This is a genomic window from Winogradskyella sp. ECml5-4 (genome assembly GCF_036903175.1).
Classification (GTDB): domain Bacteria; phylum Bacteroidota; class Bacteroidia; order Flavobacteriales; family Flavobacteriaceae; genus Winogradskyella; species Winogradskyella damuponensis.
The window spans coordinates 143305-164374 of the sequence record NZ_JAYJLF010000010.1 but is presented as its reverse complement, the minus strand read 5'-3'; the positions used below and the strand labels follow the sequence as shown (position 1 = coordinate 164374).

The 21070-nt window shown below is 29.2% G+C and carries 19 protein-coding genes; all 19 read right to left on the bottom strand.

The window, feature by feature from the left end:
* Positions 1-54 precede the first annotated feature (54 nt).
* The gene (locus tag VDP25_RS12275) at positions 55-1185 is read right to left on the bottom strand and encodes a glycosyltransferase (protein WP_334470192.1); all 1131 of its coding nucleotides are present in this window, start codon (positions 1183-1185) and stop codon (positions 55-57) included.
* A gap of 28 nt (positions 1186-1213) precedes the next feature.
* Entirely contained in the window at positions 1214-2161 is a 948-nt protein-coding gene (locus tag VDP25_RS12270) for a hypothetical protein (protein WP_334470190.1), read from the bottom strand.
* Positions 2161-3606 carry an MBOAT family O-acyltransferase gene (locus tag VDP25_RS12265; RefSeq protein WP_334470188.1) on the bottom strand — a complete coding sequence of 482 codons (1446 nt, stop codon included), beginning with the start codon at positions 3604-3606 and terminating at the stop codon, positions 2161-2163. Before VDP25_RS12265 ends, VDP25_RS12270 begins: the two co-directional genes overlap by 1 nt.
* A gap of 37 nt (positions 3607-3643) precedes the next feature.
* A complete protein-coding gene (locus VDP25_RS12260; RefSeq protein WP_334470186.1) occupies positions 3644-4741 on the bottom strand; it encodes a glycosyltransferase family 4 protein in 1098 nt (365 codons plus the stop codon).
* Entirely contained in the window at positions 4738-6066 is a 1329-nt protein-coding gene (locus tag VDP25_RS12255) for a glycosyltransferase family 2 protein (protein ID WP_334470184.1), read from the bottom strand. The genes VDP25_RS12260 and VDP25_RS12255 overlap by 4 nt, the downstream gene beginning before the upstream one ends.
* Positions 6066-6896: an FkbM family methyltransferase gene (locus VDP25_RS12250; protein ID WP_334470182.1), complete on the bottom strand. Its 831-nt coding sequence runs from the start codon at positions 6894-6896 to the stop codon at positions 6066-6068. The genes VDP25_RS12255 and VDP25_RS12250 overlap by 1 nt, the downstream gene beginning before the upstream one ends.
* A 35-nt stretch (positions 6897-6931) precedes the next feature.
* Positions 6932-7765, bottom strand: a complete 834-nt coding sequence (locus VDP25_RS12245; protein WP_334470180.1) for an FkbM family methyltransferase — start codon at positions 7763-7765, stop codon at positions 6932-6934.
* A 92-nt stretch (positions 7766-7857) separates the two neighbouring features.
* Positions 7858-8754 carry a hypothetical protein gene (locus VDP25_RS12240; protein ID WP_334470178.1) on the bottom strand — a complete coding sequence of 299 codons (897 nt, stop codon included), beginning with the start codon at positions 8752-8754 and terminating at the stop codon, positions 7858-7860.
* 2 nt (positions 8755-8756) lie between these two features.
* On the bottom strand, positions 8757-10184 hold the full coding sequence (locus VDP25_RS12235; RefSeq protein ID WP_334470176.1) for an MBOAT family O-acyltransferase: 1428 nt from the start codon (positions 10182-10184) through the stop codon (positions 8757-8759).
* Positions 10185-10263: 79 nt separating this feature from the next.
* Positions 10264-10998 carry a DUF1796 family putative cysteine peptidase gene (locus VDP25_RS12230; protein ID WP_334470175.1) on the bottom strand — a complete coding sequence of 245 codons (735 nt, stop codon included), beginning with the start codon at positions 10996-10998 and terminating at the stop codon, positions 10264-10266.
* A 9-nt stretch (positions 10999-11007) separates the two neighbouring features.
* Positions 11008-12192 carry a glycosyltransferase family 4 protein gene (locus tag VDP25_RS12225; protein ID WP_334470173.1) on the bottom strand — a complete coding sequence of 395 codons (1185 nt, stop codon included), beginning with the start codon at positions 12190-12192 and terminating at the stop codon, positions 11008-11010.
* A 26-nt stretch (positions 12193-12218) separates the two neighbouring features.
* Entirely contained in the window at positions 12219-13274 is a 1056-nt protein-coding gene (locus VDP25_RS12220) for a glycosyltransferase family 4 protein (protein ID WP_334470171.1), read from the bottom strand.
* Positions 13275-13403: 129 nt separating this feature from the next.
* The gene (locus tag VDP25_RS12215; protein WP_334470169.1) at positions 13404-14111 is read right to left on the bottom strand and encodes a class I SAM-dependent methyltransferase; all 708 of its coding nucleotides are present in this window, start codon (positions 14109-14111) and stop codon (positions 13404-13406) included.
* A gap of 11 nt (positions 14112-14122) precedes the next feature.
* Positions 14123-15352 (bottom strand): glycosyltransferase family 4 protein, encoded by a 1230-nt coding sequence (locus tag VDP25_RS12210; RefSeq protein ID WP_334470167.1) that lies wholly within the window; start codon positions 15350-15352, stop codon positions 14123-14125.
* On the bottom strand, positions 15345-16580 hold the full coding sequence (locus VDP25_RS12205; protein WP_334470165.1) for a glycosyltransferase family 4 protein: 1236 nt from the start codon (positions 16578-16580) through the stop codon (positions 15345-15347). The genes VDP25_RS12210 and VDP25_RS12205 overlap by 8 nt, the downstream gene beginning before the upstream one ends.
* Before the next feature lie 105 nt (positions 16581-16685).
* Positions 16686-17477 carry a glycosyltransferase gene (locus VDP25_RS12200; protein WP_334470163.1) on the bottom strand — a complete coding sequence of 264 codons (792 nt, stop codon included), beginning with the start codon at positions 17475-17477 and terminating at the stop codon, positions 16686-16688.
* A gap of 5 nt (positions 17478-17482) precedes the next feature.
* Entirely contained in the window at positions 17483-18448 is a 966-nt protein-coding gene (locus VDP25_RS12195) for a glycosyltransferase family 2 protein (protein WP_334470161.1), read from the bottom strand.
* 20 nt (positions 18449-18468) lie between these two features.
* The gene (locus VDP25_RS12190; RefSeq protein ID WP_334470159.1) at positions 18469-19830 is read right to left on the bottom strand and encodes a sulfotransferase; all 1362 of its coding nucleotides are present in this window, start codon (positions 19828-19830) and stop codon (positions 18469-18471) included.
* A 1-nt stretch (position 19831) separates the two neighbouring features.
* The gene (locus VDP25_RS12185) at positions 19832-21070 is read right to left on the bottom strand and encodes an ABC transporter ATP-binding protein (RefSeq protein ID WP_334470157.1); all 1239 of its coding nucleotides are present in this window, start codon (positions 21068-21070) and stop codon (positions 19832-19834) included.

The following is a 21070-nucleotide window of genomic DNA, read 5'->3' as shown; positions in this document are numbered from 1 at the left end:
TATTACAAAAGAAAAAACTATTTTGAATAAAAAAAACATACCCAAAAAAACGAATTAAATTATCAATTCATTTTTTACCCTAGAATTGTAATAATCAAATGTAAACTTTTCGATAATTTCTCGTTCAAAATTTAACATATCTTGGTAATCTTTTTCATTTAAATGCATAATACTTAGCAGTTTTATTATTATTTCTTCAACTGAAACAATATCTAATAAAAATCCATTTTTTCCATCACTAATATAATTTGAAATCCCTGAAACATTAGATACAATTGGCAGGCATCCAAAATTTAGAGCTTCAGCAATTACTTTTGGAAACCCCTCTGATGCAGAAGGCAAAACAATAACATGAGATTTTATATAGACATCATGCACACGTTCCCTTGACAAAAATCCATGAAAATAGAAATTCAATTTTGATTCATTTGCTTTGTCTTTATAAATAGCCATATCTTTTCCGTGACCTACAACATGAATATCACCTATTTTAAATTTATCCTTTTCTTTTAAATTTTTAAAGGCATCTATTAGTAACCCGATTCCTTTCGCTTCTTCTAATCTTCCAACAAAACAAAAATTGACAGCTTCATTCGTAAATACTTTATCTTTTACTACACTTTTTCCTTTTTCTATATCAATATTACTTAAACATGGGTTTTCAAACGTTAGGCATTGGTTAGGTTGATTAGGCCATGTACCATTAATTGTAACTCGCCTTTTTTGATTCTCTAATAACCATTTTTGAAACCTATAAGCTAGAGGTGCATTTTTTTGATTCCAATTCCCAGCATATTTAAACCAACCTTTTTTAAAACTACAAAACATCAAATACGGAATAACATAAACTCCAATACCGGTTGGTGCTCTAAACTGAAAATAATCGCTTTGCTTTAATGTTTTAGTTATGACGCTTAAAATTTTAGGGGCTTGCCATAGTACTAAAAATTTATCCATAATACTTTGACCACCTACTGCTTTAATTGGAATCAATTTAATCAAATCTGAAGTATAAGGTAATGCACTTGGTGGAGCTTTAGTAGGATGTAACATTGCGATATGAAAAATCTCATCAAACTCACTTAAAAGGTGATTTAACTCTGTAACCGTAGAGCCTAGACCAACAATAGTTCCGTCTGGTAGCTTGTAGTGTTCTGTATGTGAAATTATGGTTAATGTGCTCATTAATTAGTTACTAATCTTTTATATAACATCAAAATAGGTTTTTAATTTCAGAAGCCAACTTTTTAGTAAAAAGTTCTGATCCTATTCTATTCATGTGCCTTGCATTATAAAAATAGTCTTTATTATAGCATATATCATCTTTTGTAAAATCAAAAAATTTTAAATTATAAATTTCTGCAAATCTTATGTAAGTATTCTTTATATCATCTAAATTAACAATAAATTCTTGCCCCTCAATATATATTGGAGCATACACTAATATAACGTCAATATCATTTTCTTTACACTCTTTAAGATAATTATTAAATCTTTGTTTGAGATTCTTATCAATTGTAATTCTATAGCTCTTCATTCCCTTTTTCGCTTTTTTGAAATCAGCATTCCAAGTTCTGTCTTGACCTTGATACCCCCTTACTCTTTGTTCTTTATTATTTTGAGTTTGAAAGCTCATTTTAAATGCTGTTGCAATAGCGTCAGTTTTACCATAATATCTTAACATTGGTAATTTATAATCTAAATAAGTATATGATGTATAACTAGACGTAAACTCCTCAAAATAATCATTACCAAGCATATAAGGCAAAATTTGCTCTGAATTATAAAAATCTCCTTTTTGTAATGTTGTGGCATCAACAGAGTGAATAATCATTTTAGGCTTCTTATTATTTTTTAGAGCTAATTGGTGTCTCAGTAGTTGCATATTAATTGTATGGCCATCAACACCAAGATTGTAAACAGATACTTGTAATGTGTCTTCTAAAATTTTAGGATCAAAATGCACCCATGCACGAGAACTTCCATAAATTAATATATCTGCGTTTAAATTGCCTTCTATAATAGCATTCCAAATGGGGAATTCTGAATGAGCAAATATATTTGATTTTCTAAGATTGTTAGACAAATAACTATCAATACCATAAGCCAATACTATAATTGGAATCGTAAAAACAACTATTTTCAAAATAAACTTCTTCATCAAAATTGAAAATATATAAATTCTTGACTAGACTCCGCAAAAACGAAAATTAAAATCACAATTAAATAATAAAAGCATATTTTAAATGATTTATGATTTGTGAATAGCGACTCGATAGCATACTTATCTAACCTTCCAAACCATTCAACAACTATAAAAAATAAAATCAATATCAGTGTTGGTATAGCTCGTGAGCCATTTTTAAAATAAGGTATTGAAAAAAAAGAGCTTGAAAAAATCTCTGATATATAACTAAATGCATGACCCATCGTTTCTGCTCTAAAGAATATCCATGCAAAAACGGTCAATCCAAACGTTATTAACATGAAAATAAACTCTTTAAAACTCGGTATTTTTTTACCTTCCGCTATTGTATTCAAGTGGTTCCTATTCTTTTTTATGAGCAATATTGGTAAAAAGTAAAGTGCATTTAAGGTTCCCCAAACTACAAAGGTCCAGTTTGCACCATGCCAAAAACCACTTACTATAAAAATAATAAATACATTTTTAATGGTATGAATTAATTTACCTCTACTTCCACCTAAAGGGATGTATACATAATCTCTAAACCATGTAGACAAAGATATATGCCATCTCCTCCAAAACTCAGCTATATCTCTTGAAAAGTAAGGAAAAGCGAAGTTTTGTTTTAAATTAAAACCAAATAAACGTGAAACACCAATAGCAATATCTGAATAGCCTGAAAAATCACCATAAATTTGAAATGAAAAAAACACAGCTCCTAAAACTAAAGTACTTCCACTTAAATCTGTAGAATTATCAAAAATATAATTGGCATATTTAGCACAATTATCTGCAATAACTACTTTTTTAAACAAACCCCAAAGTATCTGTTTTAAACCGTTTACGGCACTAGCATACTCAAATTTTCTGCTTTTATAAAACTGAGGCAACAAACTAGTAGCTCTCTCTATTGGACCAGCAACTAACTGTGGAAAAAAACTTACAAAAGCTGAAAACGCAATAAAATCTTTCGTTGGTTCTAATTTATTTTTATAAACATCTATAGTGTAACTTAGAGTTTGAAACGTATAAAAGCTAATACCAACAGGTAAAATGATATTCAATGAATGAGCTTTAATTTCTTTCCCAAAAAGTGTAAAAGCAGAAACAAAATTATCTAAAAAAAAATTATAATATTTAAAAAAACCAAGAAACCCTATATTAACTAATATACTTGTCCAAAGTAAAAATCGTCTTTTCGTTATGACGCTTTCTTTTTTCAAGGCTCTACCTATACTATAATCCACTAACGTACTAAAAAGAATAAGTGATAAGAAACGCCAATCCCACCATCCGTAAAAAACATAACTTGAAACAACAAGTAGTACATTCTGAAGTTTCAAGTTTTTATTCGTCACAAACCAATATAGTATAAATACTATAGGCAAAAAAATAGCGAAGTCTAGTGAGTTAAAAAACATTATTTAAATTCCTTAATTTTTTTTAAGTTGAAATATATTACATAAGAGACTCATATCGTTTAATGATATGTGACCAGTCATGTTTATTTGCCCACATTATAGATTCTGTTTTAAATATAGCCGAATCTTGAAGAATTCGAGAAATTCCATCAATAAATGCACTTGTATCATTAACATCTATTAAGATTCCGGAACTACCATTTTTGATAGCATCTTCAATACCACAACCTCTAGCTCCTATCGCAGGAATTCCCATAGCATTGGCTTCTAAAATAGCTATTCCAAAGCCTTCAACGTCTCCTGTAACACTTTCTGAACTCAACATCACAAAAATATCAGTAGCCTCTAGTGATTGTTTTAATTTATCATCATCAACACTTCCATGAAAAGTAACATAAGATTTCACACCTAAAGATTTGGCAATTTTGATAAAGTTATTTGCTTCAGTTGGAATTCCTACACAATGGTAGTGCAATTTTGGAAACTTTTTAATGAGCTCTGGTAATTGTTTAATGACATTTAATTGGCCTTTTCTCGAACTTACACGGCCAACCGTTGTTAAAGCTGGCTCACCTTTTAATTCAATTTTTTCTTTTGAATTTTCCCATTCTGAAATTGTAATTCCATTAGGTATCACAACATTCGAAGCATTCAAATGTGTAATCAAACTATTAGTATAATTTGAAACTGCTACAATTTTATCAAAACGTTTTAGTGAAAAATCGATTGATTTCTTTAAAATACTTGATTTAAAATTAACTTCAGTTCCATGAACCACAGCAATTGTTTTTATTTTAATAAAGAATCTACAAAAGGCAACATTCCACAGTGAAAATTTTCCCGTTGCTATACAATGTGTAGCGTTTCTCATACATTTAAAAGTAAGCAATACTCGCTTTAAATACATCACAAATCGAAGATTATACAACGTTATACGTTCCACAGAAAAAGGTAGAGTTGTATCAAAACTAGCTTCCTCTGCTCCTGTTTTGGAGCGTTGGTCTGCAATAACAATAACGTTATGACCACTGTTATTTAAATGCAATGCTAAATTATAAGCATGATTTCCTATACCGCCTGGCTGCGGTGGGAACTCAGACGTAACAATTAATATATTTGACTTTAAAGCTCTCATGTTAATGACTCAATTAAAGCTCCCTCTTTTAATTTTTTACTAGATAAATGCCACGATGTCCATACTTGAAATAATACAATAGGTAAAATTAAAATTGTCACCAGCAATCCAACGAGTATTAAAGGTTTGTTTTTTTTGAATTGATATGGGAATATCGAAATTGGGACAGTTCTTAATAATGCCAATCTAGCCGAATTATTACCATAATATTTTCTAAAATAGTATAATACACTTGGTATTGGTCTTGGTGATAAAAATTTAGATGGTCTAAAGGCATCCCAACTTCCCATTTCTCTTAAACCACCTGTACCTGCTTTTATATCTACACAGGACGCTAATGGATTGGATACGCTTTTTAATCCTTCAAGATAAAGTCGCATTCCAAATTCACCATCTCCCATGCGTTGTTTTTCAAACTGACGATCAAATAAACCAACATGCTTAAAAACCTTTTTATGAAGCATCGCATTACCTGTTGCAAATTGTGATGCTATTGCAAAAAACGAACGAGATTTTGGTATTTGCTGTCCTTCAGGATAAAAAACACCTGCTGAAATTTTAGCGTTAAAAAAATCGATACATTTAAGGTGCATCCTAATCCAATTTGGTTGAATACGTACATCATCCTCGGATAACGCTATCCATTCACCTTGACTTTGCTTAACCGCTATATTTCTTGCTAGCCATAATGCTTTTTTCTTTTGATTGATAATTTTAAGATTAAGATTAAAATCGTTGTAAAACGCTTTATTAAAATTATCAGATTGATCTATCACAATAACTTCAAAATTAGAATAATCTTGCCCTTCCAAGTCTTTCAAAACAGCTTTTAAATAATCATACCTATTTAGTGTTGGAATAACAACACTAACCTTTGGTTTTGCTTCAATTAACTGAGACCGAAATGTTTCCCAATCTTTATAAGCAATAGATTTAATGGGTCGTTTTAGCTGATTTACATTTCTAGTATTAAACCATGCTTTACATTCTTTAAATGGATTATGAAATAAAAAAATTCGTAATAAAAACACATAAAACACCCAAGCTGAGTGAAAATTTTTTCTAATAAAACGATACTCATCTTTGAGTGGTAATTTAGTGAAATGCGTATAAGTTTCAGCATTCCCTATATATCCAAATTGAATGGCCTGCCATGATAAATCGTATGCTTTTGCTTCTTCAGATTGGTATTGATTATCTAACTCTAACTGATTAGTAATAACCGTTGGTAATTTCTCTGCTTTAGGGAATACGGACTGACCTGCTTTTGTTAAGCGTTGAAAATAATGTGTTGGTTGTAAGTATTTTAAAAAACGAAATAGCATTAAAAAGATTTTGGAATGCAATATATATTAGGCGGCAACGGTTTATTTCTATTATACGATTTCAAATTTCCATCTAATACTTGGTAATTATTTTCAATAAAAAAGTCTACTATTTTTATATCATCATTTATTTCTACGATAAAGATAGGTTGAAATTCTCTTAACAGATCTATGCTCCCTTTTAAAATATCTAATTCAATCCCATCGACATCAATTTTTACTAAATCACATTTTTTTAGTTTCTGATTTTTAATATAATCATCAAGTTTAATCATTCTTATAGTTCCTAATGATTGTGAGATATTTGATTCTATAACATTTGAAGTTGTTGAATTTTCAAAAAATAAATTTACAGACTTGTTTTCGTTACCAACGGCAAAATTTTCTAGCAGAATAATTTTATTTAAATTATTTATTTCAATTGATTTTAATAACGAATTATAAACATTTTTATTGGGTTCAAAGGAAATAACCTTTCCCGTTTTACAAATAGACTTTGCCCACACTAGACTTAAGTAGCCAAAATTAGCTCCAATATCTAAAATTAAAATATTGTTTAAATCGTTATATTTCTTTTCTAAAAGCTCTATCGAGTTTCTAAGTAAAGTGTTTTCGACACCTTTAGAATAGGCTTTGGAAGCATCTTTTATAGAAGCTACAAATTTAAAATTCACCTCATAATCTAAATAAGCTCTACTTATATTAACTGTACTTTCTCTAAAAACTCCGTTTCGCCTAAAAAGTAAATCTCTAAACAATTTTAATGCCTTGGTTTTTCCGACCTTATGTCTTACCGATTTAGGTATCTTATTATATAAATATACAAGCATTCTTTAATGTTTCATAAACTTTTATAAAAACGGTATTAAATAGATTGTGGAAGCGGACTACTTTGTGCAATACCCTTTAAATAATCAGGATAAAAAGTATCTTCTGGTAGTAACAGCAAGTGACATTTTCCTCTTGATGCAATTGCTTTTCCTGAGGCAATAACTTTTTCCGTTTTAAGGTACCAAGCTTTATAATTATTTTCAATGCACCATTTTATCATTAAGTCCCCTGCAGCTTCCATTCCTAAGCCATCGACTTTATGCATTTCAATAAAAAAAGTACATTTAGATTCCTTTGCTAACTTAGTAGCTGCTTTCATTACTAATGTCTCTGCACCTTCTACGTCAATTTTCACTAAATCAGGTTTTAATTCATAAAAGTCATACATATAATCTAAAGTGATTGTATTAACCTCCATAAATGAATTCATTGCAGAAGCTGTTTCTGCATGTGAAGCATACATACTTCCTGCTGCTCCAGAACCTACTGTATAGAACTTTACAGTATCGTCTAATTTATCTCCAACAAAAGCAGCCATATATTGCGCTCTACTTCCTAAACGATTATTGATAACATTCATTGCCGCATGCTGCAATGCAACAGGATTTGGATCTACAAGTATAATCTGTTTATTGGGATCTTGAATTAAAGCTAATAAAGCTGTATAGCCTATATTACAACCAATATCATAAATATTGTTATGATGTTTAGCCAGATGAAACCACCATGCATCATCTTGATCAACTTTGGTTCTAACTGTACCTGGTAAAACGCTTAAAGGTACGCTACATAAGTTAGTTTTAACAAAATTTGACTGTTTCGGTTTTATAAAATGATAAAGCCCTTTAATTGCTTTCTTGAAATTCATTAATGGATTGATTTTAATATAAAATAGATATGCAAGTTAAATATAAAGATTAGAATTGAATAAATTTTTCTTATGAACTTATCTTATGTTTATTAATCTTTAAAATAAACACTTATGTCATTGCTAAAATATTTACTTATGACTTTTCGACCTAGACTATTGACATGAAAATTATCAAAAAAATACTTCGTATTATTCAGTTTAGCACTATGATTAATTACTTCATAACCCGATTCAGTAGTTACAACTAATTCATTTTTAATTGGAGAAATATAACAAACCAGTTTTATACCTTCTTTATTACATAATTTCTTTATCTTTTTAAGTGCCAAATTTTCAAATTTCAACTTTATACATTTTCGATTTTCAATTATTTTAGATGTAATATTTTCAATTGGATATGTATAATTACCCTTCTCATCAAATCGGTTATGTTTATTAGGCTGAAATACACTTAATAACGAAGGGTAAAAAACTTCTGCATTATAGTAAGAAACACCAACCATTGGAATATATTGGCTAATGGCAAGGATACGAGCATCTGTACTAGAAAAACTTTGAAAATAATTTAGAACATAAGGCTTGTTAACATAGGGTAAAAATCTATAATCATTAGCACTAATACTCTGTGTTTGTTCATCTATTGACGTAGCACTTGGAGCAATGACACAAATTTTTGTTTTTTTTCCAATTTCTAAAAAATGTTTAAGCATTAAATATTGGTTCGATATCGATGTATCATCTATAGAAAGGTTAATACCTTTAGTTCCCGCAAGTGAATCAATAACTTTAGTATCTAAGGTTGTTAAACCTGTGCTAGCACCAATTACGATATAATCGAAATTAGTTTCAGTAACTTCATTAACCAAAAACGATGGTTTATAAAAACTACTTTGTCTTAATGACCAAAGACTAAAATAAGACATTAAATTTGCTATAACAACAAGACTAACAACCAATACTCCAAGTTTTTTAATAAAAACATACATAGTTAAAACTGAAAATAAATAAAGTCAGATGGATTTTTAAACACTCCCATAAATACAATTAACAAGGCTATAAAAATTACAGAAAAATGATTCAAGCGGACTTCATGTTGATTTCTCTGTAAAGTTATAAATTCAAAAATAAGCATAACCAATACTGAAATTAGTATTATGGTACTAAATAAAATCATCTTAGAGCTTTTATAAAACAATTCTAACCCCCAACCATTAAACTCTATGATATTTAATATATAATTATAAGCTAAAGCAACACTATCTGCTCTAAAAAACACCCAAGCAAAGGTCACCATTATAAAAGTTAACATTATATTGGGCAATTGTCTCCATATAACCTGAGTTTCTGACACATAAGTTCTGTTTCTTTTTGCAAGTAACAAAGGCATAAATAAAAATCCGTGAATTAGTCCCCAAACTATAAAAGTCCAATTAGCACCATGCCAAAATCCGCTAATCAAAAAAACAATTATCACATTTTGTATTTGTTGATATCGCGAACCTCTTGATCCTCCCAAAGGGATATATAAATAGTCTCGAAACCAAGTAGAAAGTGACATATGCCAACGTCTCCAAAATTCTGCAATATCTCTTGAAAAATATGGGAATAAAAAGTTGGTTTTTAGCGAAAACCCAAACACACGCGCTACACCAATAGCAATATCCGAATAGCCTGAAAAATCACCATAAATCTGAAATCCAAATAAAATAGCTCCTAGCAATAATTCTAAAGATGAATAATTTGCAGATGAATCAAATATCTGGTTCACAAAAAAAGCGCAATTATCTGCAACTACAACTTTTTTAAATAATCCCCAAATGATAAGGTATATTCCACTCATGGCAAAATCACTATTAAATATACGTGCTTTTTGAAATTGAGGTAATAAGTTTTTTGCACGCTCTATAGGACCAGCTACTAACTGAGGAAAAAATGCAACATATGCCATAAACTGAATTAAATTAGAGGTAGGATCCATTTTTTTACGATAGACATCAATCGTGTAGCTTAAGGTCTGAAAGGTGTAGAAGGAAATCCCAACAGGTAAAATAATATCAATTGAATTAGCTTGCATAGTTACTCCTAAACTTTTCCAAACTGTAATCCAACTATCTACAAAAAAATTATAATACTTAAAGCCTCCTAAGAGCCCTAAATTTAAAATGACACTTATAGACAACAACAACTTTCTTTTAAAATCTTGTTGATTTTGTTTTAAGAGGTTAGCTACAATATAATCTACCAAGCTACTTAAAGCTATTAAACTTAGAAAGCGCCAATCCCACCAAGCATAAAAGATATAACTAGCAATTAAAATTAATAGATTTTGGAGCTGTAATGATTTCTTAAACAGAAACCAATACAGTATAAATACTATAATTAAGAACAAAGCAAAATCTAACGAATTGAATAACATATAGTTTCTTAAATTTAAATAGCAGTAGATTTCAATTGTTATAGTTCATAATATCTATACGTTATAATTCTAATAGATTTTATTTGAAGTTAACGAATGTTACTTTAGGAAATGTTAAATAGATTTTAATTCCTAAAGACCTATATAATTGAGTATACTTTTTTTCATTACCCCAAATCCCTTCCTTTTCCTTTTCTCTAATGTACTTTGTTGCATTAACGTTTTTTAAATCATTTAACAACTCTAAAAGTTTCTCACAAAATTTACTATTCTCATCAAAAGTCTCATCGTATCTTATATAAACACATAGAAATTGCTTCTGTTTTAAAAAGGATTGGAATTGAATAACGGAATTGAAAAACTCCTTTACAGTTTCATCAGAAATTAATGAATCACTTGTAATATTATATAAAAAATAAACATCTTTTTTTATTAATTTTAAAAACTTAGAGATACGTCTAATAAATTTAGTTTTATCTTTTTCACTACTTATCAAATTTTTCTCATGCATAAACTCCGCATAAGGAAACTTTTCAGAAACGATATATCCTCTTTCGTTTTTATATAATTTAGTTAAAAAACCACTAAAATTATTTCCTATATTATCACACACAAATTTTACCCCTTTAATAGAATCTGTATTTAACCAGTCAAAAGGTAAACTTCTTTTTCTAATATTTAATTTTTGTAATGTGTAAGCTGGATGGCAATCACACCCTATTGGAATAATTTCTTTACTACAAAAATATTTCTTTTCAAAAAGTATAGATTTCTTGAAACGTGTTTTTGGAATGTATAGTATTGGAATTTTCATACAGCATTGTTAATATATTTCATTTAGATAGAAACTAGTAAATTGTTTTTGTTGTTTTTCTACGTTAAAATTATTTACAACACGATCAATTGCATTTTTTGAGATTATTTCTTTTTCATCGTCTGACAACTTAATGACTTCAAGTATTCTCTTTGCAAGTAATTTACTGTCTCTTTTTGGAACTATCCATCCTGTTTTTTTGTGTTTTATATTTTCGTTAAGAGCACCTGCATCAGTAACAACACACAATAGTCCTAAAGCTTGCGCTTCCAAAACAGCATTACAAAATCCTTCTTGAATACTAGGCTGCACATAAATATCGGCTGAATTTAATTTTAATAATGTTGCTTCATGAGATAATTTACCTTGAAGAAAAACTCTTTTTTGAAGATTATTTTGATGTATTTGAAACGTATAACGCTCAATCTCTATTGGAGTTCCAGAACCAATTATATGGTATTCGAAATCAACACCTTCTTCCTCTAGTGTTACCATTGCATTTAACGCATGATCTAATCCCTTTACCCAATTCAATCTTGCAACAGTAACTATTTTAAGTTTGCTTATATCCTTTTTAAGTTTTTCGTCCTTAATTATTTTAGTCAAATTAACAGCAGGAGTAATAATCGAATAATCCACACTTCTATTAAGCCCTAACCTATAAGCCTTTTGTAATAAATCATTGGAAATACTATGCACTTTATCTACGTGTTTCCAAACCAAATTATAACAATTTTGATGTTTAACTGGATAGACATTTATATCAAACCCTCTAAAACTAACAGCCATTTTAGCTTGTATAGCTTTGGCTATAAGCTCACGTTCTAATGCTTGGGTTGTAAAACCAAAATGTAACCAATCTAATTTTTGCCTTAACAAATGCGAATTAAAGTATATCTTTTTAACAATACGTGCAGCATTTGTTTGTTCTTGGCATTCTAATTTGATATAATTTATTACTGGCTTTAAATGAAATAGTAATTTAAAAAACACAAAAATCATTGATATGGCTTGAAGAATTCCATTTTTATAAATTTTTGGTGCTTTTACAACAGGACATAAATTAAAATCTATTCCAACGGTTTGTGAAAATAATACAACATGAAATCCATTATCTTGAAGTCCTTTTATTTTTGAAGTAAAAAAAGTCTCAGAATATCCTGGAGTTGAAGAAAGGACTAGTCCTATTTTCATTGTGTCATTCTTATTATAAGTATTACTTAGCATTTATAAAAATCATTAAAACGCTGTTTAAACATTTTCCTATTGTGCTGTTCTATTACTTTTTGTAATGCATTTGCTGCCATTGATTCTACTTCTTTTACAGACATAACACTAAAATCCTTTATTTTTTCTGCTAGATCATTTACATTCCTATTTTTATACAATAATCCTGTTTTGTTATGAATAACCAATTCTGGCATACCAACAGCATTTGTGCTAATTACAGGTAATCCAAGTGCCATTGCTTCAATAACCACATTGGCAAGACCTTCGGAAACACTAGGTAAAACTAAAACATCTGCTTTTTGCATTTCCTTCAATACCTCTTTATATTCCATTTTAGATGTTAGAGTCACATTATCCTTTATATTTAAATCATAAACGTTATAAATAATCTCCTCTGAATCTGAAGCTCCTATAATTGTATAAGACGCTTTTATATTGTTATCAAGTACTATCTTTAAGGCTTCTAAAGCGTAATTATAACCTTTTTTCCAATGTTGCCTACCAACTGAAAGTATCTTTAAATTTTGTTTTTTTATATAGTTCGTTTTTTTAAATTGCTCAAAAGTATGTATATCAACACCAGAATAAATGACTTTAATTTTTTCTTCGGCTGCTCCATAAATCATTGCTTGCTTTTTTATATGGTGAGTAACTGCATGAAACTGATTTACTTTTGGAAAGGTTTTTTGATATAATGCTTTAAGGTCAAGGTCAGCAAGCGGTGTAATATTTATTAATCGCCCTCTTAAACTCACCATAGTTTTAAAATAGGAGGTATCTAATATTTCTTCAAACAAATAGATATGAGAAGCCCATTGAATATGCACTACATCAACTCTATTAGAAATAAACTTTGACCAAATTAAAAATTGCTTAAGTTTAGTTTTTATTGGTTTATTTGAATGTCGTATTAATGCTATAAAGTGTAAACATTTTTTAGGGTGTACGAAAAAAAAAGTTAACAACTTTAAAGCAAACTGAACCAAAAATAATAGCTTATTACTTGCATCTGTTGGCAAATAATAAATGCCGTTTTTTTTAAGCATAAATAGCATTGAGGATGTTCCAGAGACTAAAACGTTATGTTCTTCACTAACGACCTCTGCCAATCTTAAAACAAAAGTTGTTGGTTGTAAATTACCATTGTAGATTGCTATATTCATTAAATTGTTAAATCATATTTTTTTTGCAAATACACATTGATGTAAACCGTAACCTAATTTACCCAAGATTTTTTCTCTTGTGTTTTTTAAACCAATTTTATTAAAAAAACCTGTAAGAAATCTATTATTTATAAGTTTAAAGTAACCTAATTTTCCAAAATTAAGGATTATACTATCATAGTCTATGACACTAAATTTCTTGCTCACCAATCCTTTTAAATCACTAGGAGTCAAGACTTTTTCAATGGGTTGTCGAGACCAATTACCGCCCTCCATGTGATCAAACACCTTTTTATTAGGAGTTGTTAAAATAAGATATCCGCCTGGTTTTAGTATATTGTAGCAAACTTCTAAATATGCATCCTGCTCTTCAATATGCTCAATAACTTCTTGCGAAATTACCACGTCGTAAGCAGTGTATTCTAAAGGATACTCTAAGGCATTACCATGCATATAATTTACATGAGGATATAATTCATTAGCATGTGAGACAGCCTCTTTTGAAAGCTCAATAGCATCAGCGTTACCAAACTCTCCAATAAAGGCTGTAAATCTTCCATCCCCACTTCCAAGCTCTATAATTCTAGGTTCTTTTATTTCACGCTTAACTGTAACAAAGTAATCTAAAATTTTAACTGCTCGTCTTAATTTTAAATTGTTAAGCACCTTTCTCTCTGACCAATACTTGTCATAAAACTCTATTTGATTTTTAATATTCATAATCAAAATTACTATTCAAAATTTCGCATAAAGTTATTAAACTTATCAACCATAATATCATTTGTATGATGTTGTTTTATATAATTTATAGCATTTACTGACATTGTATTTAATTGCTGTTTATTATTAATAATAGTTTCAAGTTTTTGTATAAGATTTTTCTTTACATCCTCTATTTCTATTAGAAATCCATTTTCCCCATCTGTAATCATCTCAAGATTACCACCAATTCTTGTTACTATCATTGGTGTCCCCATCGAGAGCGATTCTAATAAAAACATAGAGTTACCTTCACTATATTTTGATAATAACACCCCAATATCTAAAGCATTATAAAACTCATACAGTTTTTCATTTGGCAACCAACCTAAAAAATGAACTTGTGAAGCAAGTTTCTCTTTTGCATAATTAATCATTTCATCATAATAATGATGATTTGGTGTCGTTTCAATTTTTAAACTTCCTGCAATTAACAAATGAACATTTAATCCTTTATTTTTTAAATAATGGATAGCTTCAAACAATTCTAAAAGAGACTTTTCTTCACTTAATCGTCCTGCATAACCTATAACAAAATCGTTTGGCAATAAATTAAATTGCTTACGATATTGCCTTGAGAGGTCCTCACTTATTCTGTCTGAGAAATCACTTAAATTGACTGAATTATAAATCGTTTCAGCAGGAAATTTTAATTTAGGGGTAAGTGATTTAAGCTCATTTATTGGTGATTTTGTATTCGCTAGAAATCCGCTAGAATTTTTTAATAAAAAATCGATATTTTCCTTTCCTAACCGCAACTTTAAATCTGTACTTCTAAAAAAATAAATATGTTTAGCCTTAGGGTAAACTTTACATAACTTTTTAAATAATTCAAAATGCATAAATGTTATAACAACATCAGGTTTTTCTTTTCTTATAAGTCGCTTTATACCTTCATAATAAACAATACGATCTTCTAAGCTATAACCAAAAATACGTTTCTTAAATTTAAGTGGTACATAATGCAAAAGCTTTTCAAAAAAACGATTCCAGAATGTTGGATTTATATGAAGGTACTTATTATGGTTATAATCTTTTTGTCTTAAACTTTCGTCATATTTACTAATTACCTTGTATCTTATGGAACTTGTATCATTGATCGATAGCGTTTCGATAATTCTTGGTACACCAGGACTATTTTTATTTGGTGGAACAGTGTGCCTTGATCCTGACACTAAATAGACTACTTTAGTTTTATTCATCAATAAAATTAATTGCTTTTAATGCTTTTATAAAAACTTCGTTATAAGATTTATAAGAGTGATTTTCAATATACGATGTATAAGCTTCCTTTGAAAATTTAACATGACGTTCCTGGTCCAAACTTAAACTCAACATCGCTTCTGCAAGTTCATCAACATAAGGGTTTGTTTTTATTAGAATGCCGTTTTCATCTTCTTTAACCACTTCTGAATTACCTCCCGAATCTGTAGCAATTATTGGCTTCCCTAATGACAATGCTTCTATCAAACACAAAGGCATTCCTTCTTCAGAAAGTTTATTGTCTGTAGGCAAAACTAATACATCAACTTGAGATAAACGTTTAATTAAATCCTCATTTTTAAAAAAACCTGCAAACTTTATTGGAATACTGTTAGACTTAGCAAAATCATGGCACTTTAAGAGATAATCTGTTTTAACATCATGTATCCCTCTTGTACCTGCCGCACCAAATACAATAAGCTCTACATTGTTATTTTTATTATAAACCTTTTGAAATGCATATAATAAATTAAGCACCCCTTTTTCTACACATATTCTCCCTGAAAATGCAAAAACAAAACTATTCGCACTGAATGATCTGTTTTTATAATATTCTTTTGCTTCCTCTATGGTTAATTTAGGAATAATAGCATTAGGAATACCAAAGTACCTCGTTGATTCTAATTGATTTTTAAATGAGCTATTAGCCTTTCCTAGAGCCACTTTATTAACTGCAAATATCGCTTTACTATTTGTTATAAGTTGTTTCCATTGCTGTTCATCATATTTGGTATGCAATGACGTGCCATGATGATAAAAAACAACCTCTCGTTTTGGAAAAAACAGCTTAATCATACTGACCAAACCAACACTAACATGCACTATTATTTTATCATATTTATTAAAAAACAAAAAACGACATACCGAAACAAAGTATTGTAACTGTTCATCTGAACTTGTAATAAATTTATGTTTTCTCTTTTTATATGGGTACAATAACTTTATCATTAGTAAGACAAAAGTGTCAACTACATTTGGTTTTGTATGCAAAAAAACATCTTTATTATAAACAACCGAATTAAGCTTAGGGTTGTAATTTGAAAGCACCTTAAACTTACTATATTTTAATGATTCAACTGTTTCATAGATCACCTTAGCTGGAGCCGCCCCTTCTGGAGACGGGACAGAATTGAGGGAACCATAAATTATTAAAACATCATTTTTCATTATCCAAAAATAAAGATTTTAATGCTAGATAATAAACTCCTATTGATCTTTTTTGGCATTAATATTTTCAAAAAAACATCAAATAATTTATTAAAATATCACTTTCTAATTACGCAAAACAGACCTTTTTATGTTGGATAATAATTTCCTGTAATATTTTTTTGGATTCAAGTTTTTCTGATTACCATTTTTAATTATAACAAAAAAAGCTTTCACATATCTTCGCTGACGGATTAGTTGAAACTCATTATAACCTTTCCATGATCTTTCCCACAAATGCACTGCGTAAGATGATTCAGTAACATATTTAAGATAGTCGTTATCCTGCTTTCTTTGATTTGGGTTTGGGTTTGGGTATGCATAAAAATATTTCACATCTAACACTAGAAGATCCTGATACTGCTTAGCAATAAGGGCTTCGGATTTATATATTGTTTTAAATACTGATGTAAATATTTTTGGTATAATTAATTTCTTGTAGTTAATTGGCTTTGAAACATCAACTTCATTATAATGTTTTAGGCAATTAAAAATATATGGATGATTTTTTTGCGCACCAATAACACCACAACTTATATATCGCACCGATTCTAAACCAACAAAACATTTATAATTTAATAGTTCTGAAAAATCTTTAAGCACAAGCATATCTGTATCCAAATACACGCCTCCATACTCTAAAATCACTTTTAGTCTTACATAATCTGATACAAAGGCCCATTTTTTATCTTTTAATGCTTGTTGTACAAAAGGGTGATTTAAGTCTGAGTTTGATTCATTCCATAAAATAATTTCATAATTAGGTAAATTAACCTTCCATGACTCTATACACTTCTTAATTGTTTCTGACATGGGCTGAGTACCAAACCAGCAATAATGTATTTTTCTTGGAATCATTTCTACTATATTGAAATCTTATGGTTACGCAAATGCTTTTTTAAAATATTCCCTTTTTTTAATAAGAGGTAAATACGACTAAACAACATCAATTTAAGTTTTAGAAATAAATTTTTATTATTTAACCTTTTAATCAAAAATTTAATAATTTTTTGAGCATTACTATTATGTGTATTATCAACACTTCTAAAAAACTGCTTAATTAAGAGCTTATAATAAAAATAGATAAGATCTAAATCCTCTAATTCTAAAGCCCGATCAAAATTAGACTTACTAATAAAAAATAAATTTTCTTTATAAACCTTATTATACTTTTGACTTGTTTCCGTTTTAGACTTAGTATGACTTCTATAATAAAACAAAGGTGTATTTATAACGATATAATCTTTTGGGTTTAATAAAAAGAAAAAACGCGTAAAAAGTTCTGTTTCTTGTCCTCTTATTATAGTTTCATTAAATGGTTTATTTTCTAAAAAAACTCTTCTAAACAAAATAGAAGGAGTATAAATTTCAAATTTCCATAAAGCATACTCTTTATATAAATTAACATCTGTTTTTAATATAATTTCATTTATTATATTTAAATTTTCATCTGTCGAGTACCCACTACAAATAACTATTTTTTTTTCTTTTGTAAATACAGCTAAACGTTCTGAAAGATAATTCTCTTCCATTATATCATCATCATCAAACCATTGAACAAACTCACCTTTACTATGCTCAAACCCAAAATTTCGAGCTGCATTACCTCCTTGGGGCCTATCTTTTGGCCTTTTAATATATTTAAATCGGCTATCTTTTTTACAATAACTGGTTAGCAATGCCTCTGTATGATCAACACTACCATCATCCACCACAATACATTCCCAATTAGTGTAGTCTTGAGCTAAGACGCTATCTAATGTTTCAGATATTAAATTAGCACGATTGAAAGTTGGAATAACTATTGAAACTAAATAATCTATATTCATCTTAAGGGGCGATTATAATTTTATATATCGTACAATTTTATTGCTTCATCAATTTCAGAAATTAAGCTATTAATATTCATCTCTTTTGCCCTTAGCCTATCCTTCTTTCTAATAATATTGCTTTTAAAAATCTCTAAGTCCATTTTCTTAAGGTTTAAAAACTCTAAAACTTTATCAAAGTCATCATTTAAGTCTTCAAGTTTAATACTTAGTCTACGAGAACTATTTAACTTGTTTAAATCATTAGCTATTCTAGTATTAATATGATAATAATACCAAGCACATTTTTTTACATTAGACATTTTAGCCCATTCTTCTACTGAAAAAGCATTAACTAAATCACCCCTCAATCTATATTTTGCCCAATCCCAAATGCTATAATTTGGATATTCATTATCTTGATACCAATTACGCAAAACCATAGATTTTATACATGATTTAGGTTCTCTAACTAAATGAATAAATTTTGAATTAGGAAAATAATTAGATAAGAATGGTATAAAGTTCCATAACCTTTGATCTGAATGCACAATGACCTGACTTTCGGCAGCATTCCATATCTTAGTATTTAAAATCGCTTTGAGCTCTTTGTAAATTACGTCTTTATTTTTGTTATATTCTAGATGTGTACTTAGTCTAATTAACTGATAAACATCTTCATGAAAAGCTTTACAATTAGGATGTTGATTAAATATTTTTGTTATTGAAACGGTCCCACTTCTCCCTGTTCCTAAAACAAACACAATAGGTTTTAACCGGTTTTGATTGTAAGACGGAAGAAAACTTTCTATCTGACTTTTATTTAATAAACTTCCATTAACTCCAGAAAAAGCTTTATTACTATTTAAATTACTATAATGATTTAAATTACGCTTATCTATAGTTATTGCCTTTGCTGGACCTACTATTTCCAAAGGCGCAACATCCCTATTAACAACAGTACCAATTTCAATTATTGCCCCATCACCTATGGTTACCCCAAAACTTATGGAAGCATTCATACCTATAAAGACATTTTCACCAATTATAACTGGCTTATAAACTGGAATATTATCATGAGGTAAAGATTTACCTTCATAATTATTATTAACAGTGAAAATTGTTACATTTTTAGAGATATGAGTGTTATTACCTATAATTAAACCGCCTTCTGTTTTAAAATAAGCATTATCCTCAATATGAACATTATTACCAATAATAATTTTATCTGGACTAGAAAAAAAATGATTAACTCCATTCAAATGAAAATGTGCACCAATACTTTGAAACTTTTGAATAGTTATTTCTTTGTTTTTATTTTGAATTATTTCCTCTCTCTCTTTGTAATAACCATAAATTTTATTGAATATTGGCAATACAATTCTTGCTATATATTTTTTCATATCAATCCCATCTATAATCAATATAAAATGACCTTTTCTTCCCTGGTAACTTTCCTGTACCATAAAAATCACCTTTCTCTACGTTAATTATTCCTGCCTCTTTTTCAAATTGCAGAGCAGACATACCGTCTATAGTTAGTATATTATAATAATAAGCCCCTTGACTAACGGGCCATTTATGAATTGTTAAAAGCGCTTCTGCTTTACTAGAGGAATAATTAACATTAACAACATCACTTCTACATGAAAACAAAAAATTATTAAACATATCTGTAAAACCTAATGACAAAGTTAAATTACGTTCGTCTGGATTTAGTAGTTCAACTTTTATAAGAACTTTTTGTCCTACTAAAACGGTTTGTATTTCATTTCCTTCGCTATTACAGAATGTGATTTTTTTTATACCTACCTTAATACTATCATTAAAATAATTAATTTGACCAATACTAATATTTGATAGATATCTTGCAACACCATCTTCCACATTACCCGTAAAATCTACTGTACCATCTTTAAGAACAATTAATCGGCTACAGAGACTTTGGATAGCCCCCATATCATGACTAACGAATATTACAGTTCTACCTTCTCCTCTCGAAATATCCTGCATTTTCCCTATAGCTTTTTTTTGGAATTCGGCATCTCCAACAGCTAAAACCTCGTCAATAACCAAAATGTCTGGTTCTAAAAATGCAGCTACAGCAAATGCTAACCTTACTCGCATTCCACTACTATAACGTTTAACAGGAGTATCTATGTACATTTGGCAACCTGAAAATTCTATTATATCTAGCTCTTTCTTTTTGATTTCAGACTTAGTCATACCTAAAATAGCACCGTTTAGATAAATATTTTCACGTCCAGTTAATTCAGGGTGAAACCCTGTACCAACCTCCAATAAACTAGCGATGCGACCTTTGGTCTTTATTTCTCCTGTTGTTGGACTTGTAACTCGAGAAAGAATTTTTAATAAAGTAGATTTACCTGCACCATTTTTACCAATAACTCCTAATACCTCTCCTCGTTCTACTTCAAAATTAATCGCTTCTAAAGCCCAAACATAATCACTTTTTTTAGTTGCACTTCTATCATTTACGGATCCAACTTTTAAAAACGGATCCTCTTTACCCCTAATTATATGCCACCAACGGTTTAAATCATGACTTATCGTCCCTGTACCAACAACTCCTAAACGATATTGCTTGCTTATATTCTCAGCTTTTAAAATAATATCAGACAT

Excerpts from the sequence above, each read along its gene's own strand:
- VDP25_RS12250 (WP_334470182.1), bottom strand. The coding sequence starts at position 6,896 with ATGCTTGTATATTTATATAATAAGATACCTAAATCGGTAAGACATAAG.
- VDP25_RS12210 (WP_334470167.1), bottom strand. The coding sequence starts at position 15,352 with ATGAATAAAACTAAAGTAGTCTATTTAGTGTCAGGATCAAGGCACACT.
- VDP25_RS12230 (WP_334470175.1), bottom strand. The coding sequence starts at position 10,998 with ATGAAAATTCCAATACTATACATTCCAAAAACACGTTTCAAGAAATCT.
- VDP25_RS12270 (WP_334470190.1), bottom strand. The coding sequence starts at position 2,161 with ATGAAGAAGTTTATTTTGAAAATAGTTGTTTTTACGATTCCAATTATA.
- VDP25_RS12235 (WP_334470176.1), bottom strand. The coding sequence starts at position 10,184 with ATGTTATTCAATTCGTTAGATTTTGCTTTGTTCTTAATTATAGTATTT.
- VDP25_RS12215 (WP_334470169.1), bottom strand. The coding sequence starts at position 14,111 with ATGAATATTAAAAATCAAATAGAGTTTTATGACAAGTATTGGTCAGAG.
- VDP25_RS12240 (WP_334470178.1), bottom strand. The coding sequence starts at position 8,754 with ATGTATGTTTTTATTAAAAAACTTGGAGTATTGGTTGTTAGTCTTGTT.
- VDP25_RS12195 (WP_334470161.1), bottom strand. The coding sequence starts at position 18,448 with ATGAATATAGATTATTTAGTTTCAATAGTTATTCCAACTTTCAATCGT.
- VDP25_RS12255 (WP_334470184.1), bottom strand. The coding sequence starts at position 6,066 with ATGCTATTTCGTTTTTTAAAATACTTACAACCAACACATTATTTTCAA.
- VDP25_RS12245 (WP_334470180.1), bottom strand. The coding sequence starts at position 7,765 with ATGAATTTCAAGAAAGCAATTAAAGGGCTTTATCATTTTATAAAACCG.
- VDP25_RS12205 (WP_334470165.1), bottom strand. The coding sequence starts at position 16,580 with ATGAAAAATGATGTTTTAATAATTTATGGTTCCCTCAATTCTGTCCCG.
- VDP25_RS12190 (WP_334470159.1), bottom strand. The coding sequence starts at position 19,830 with ATGAAAAAATATATAGCAAGAATTGTATTGCCAATATTCAATAAAATT.
- VDP25_RS12200 (WP_334470163.1), bottom strand. The coding sequence starts at position 17,477 with ATGATTCCAAGAAAAATACATTATTGCTGGTTTGGTACTCAGCCCATG.
- VDP25_RS12225 (WP_334470173.1), bottom strand. The coding sequence starts at position 12,192 with ATGAAAATAGGACTAGTCCTTTCTTCAACTCCAGGATATTCTGAGACT.
- VDP25_RS12275 (WP_334470192.1), bottom strand. The coding sequence starts at position 1,185 with ATGAGCACATTAACCATAATTTCACATACAGAACACTACAAGCTACCA.
- VDP25_RS12185 (WP_334470157.1), bottom strand. The coding sequence starts at position 21,070 with ATGTCTGATATTATTTTAAAAGCTGAGAATATAAGCAAGCAATATCGT.
- VDP25_RS12265 (WP_334470188.1), bottom strand. The coding sequence starts at position 3,606 with ATGTTTTTTAACTCACTAGACTTCGCTATTTTTTTGCCTATAGTATTT.
- VDP25_RS12260 (WP_334470186.1), bottom strand. The coding sequence starts at position 4,741 with ATGAGAGCTTTAAAGTCAAATATATTAATTGTTACGTCTGAGTTCCCA.
- VDP25_RS12220 (WP_334470171.1), bottom strand. The coding sequence starts at position 13,274 with ATGCTTAAAAAAAACGGCATTTATTATTTGCCAACAGATGCAAGTAAT.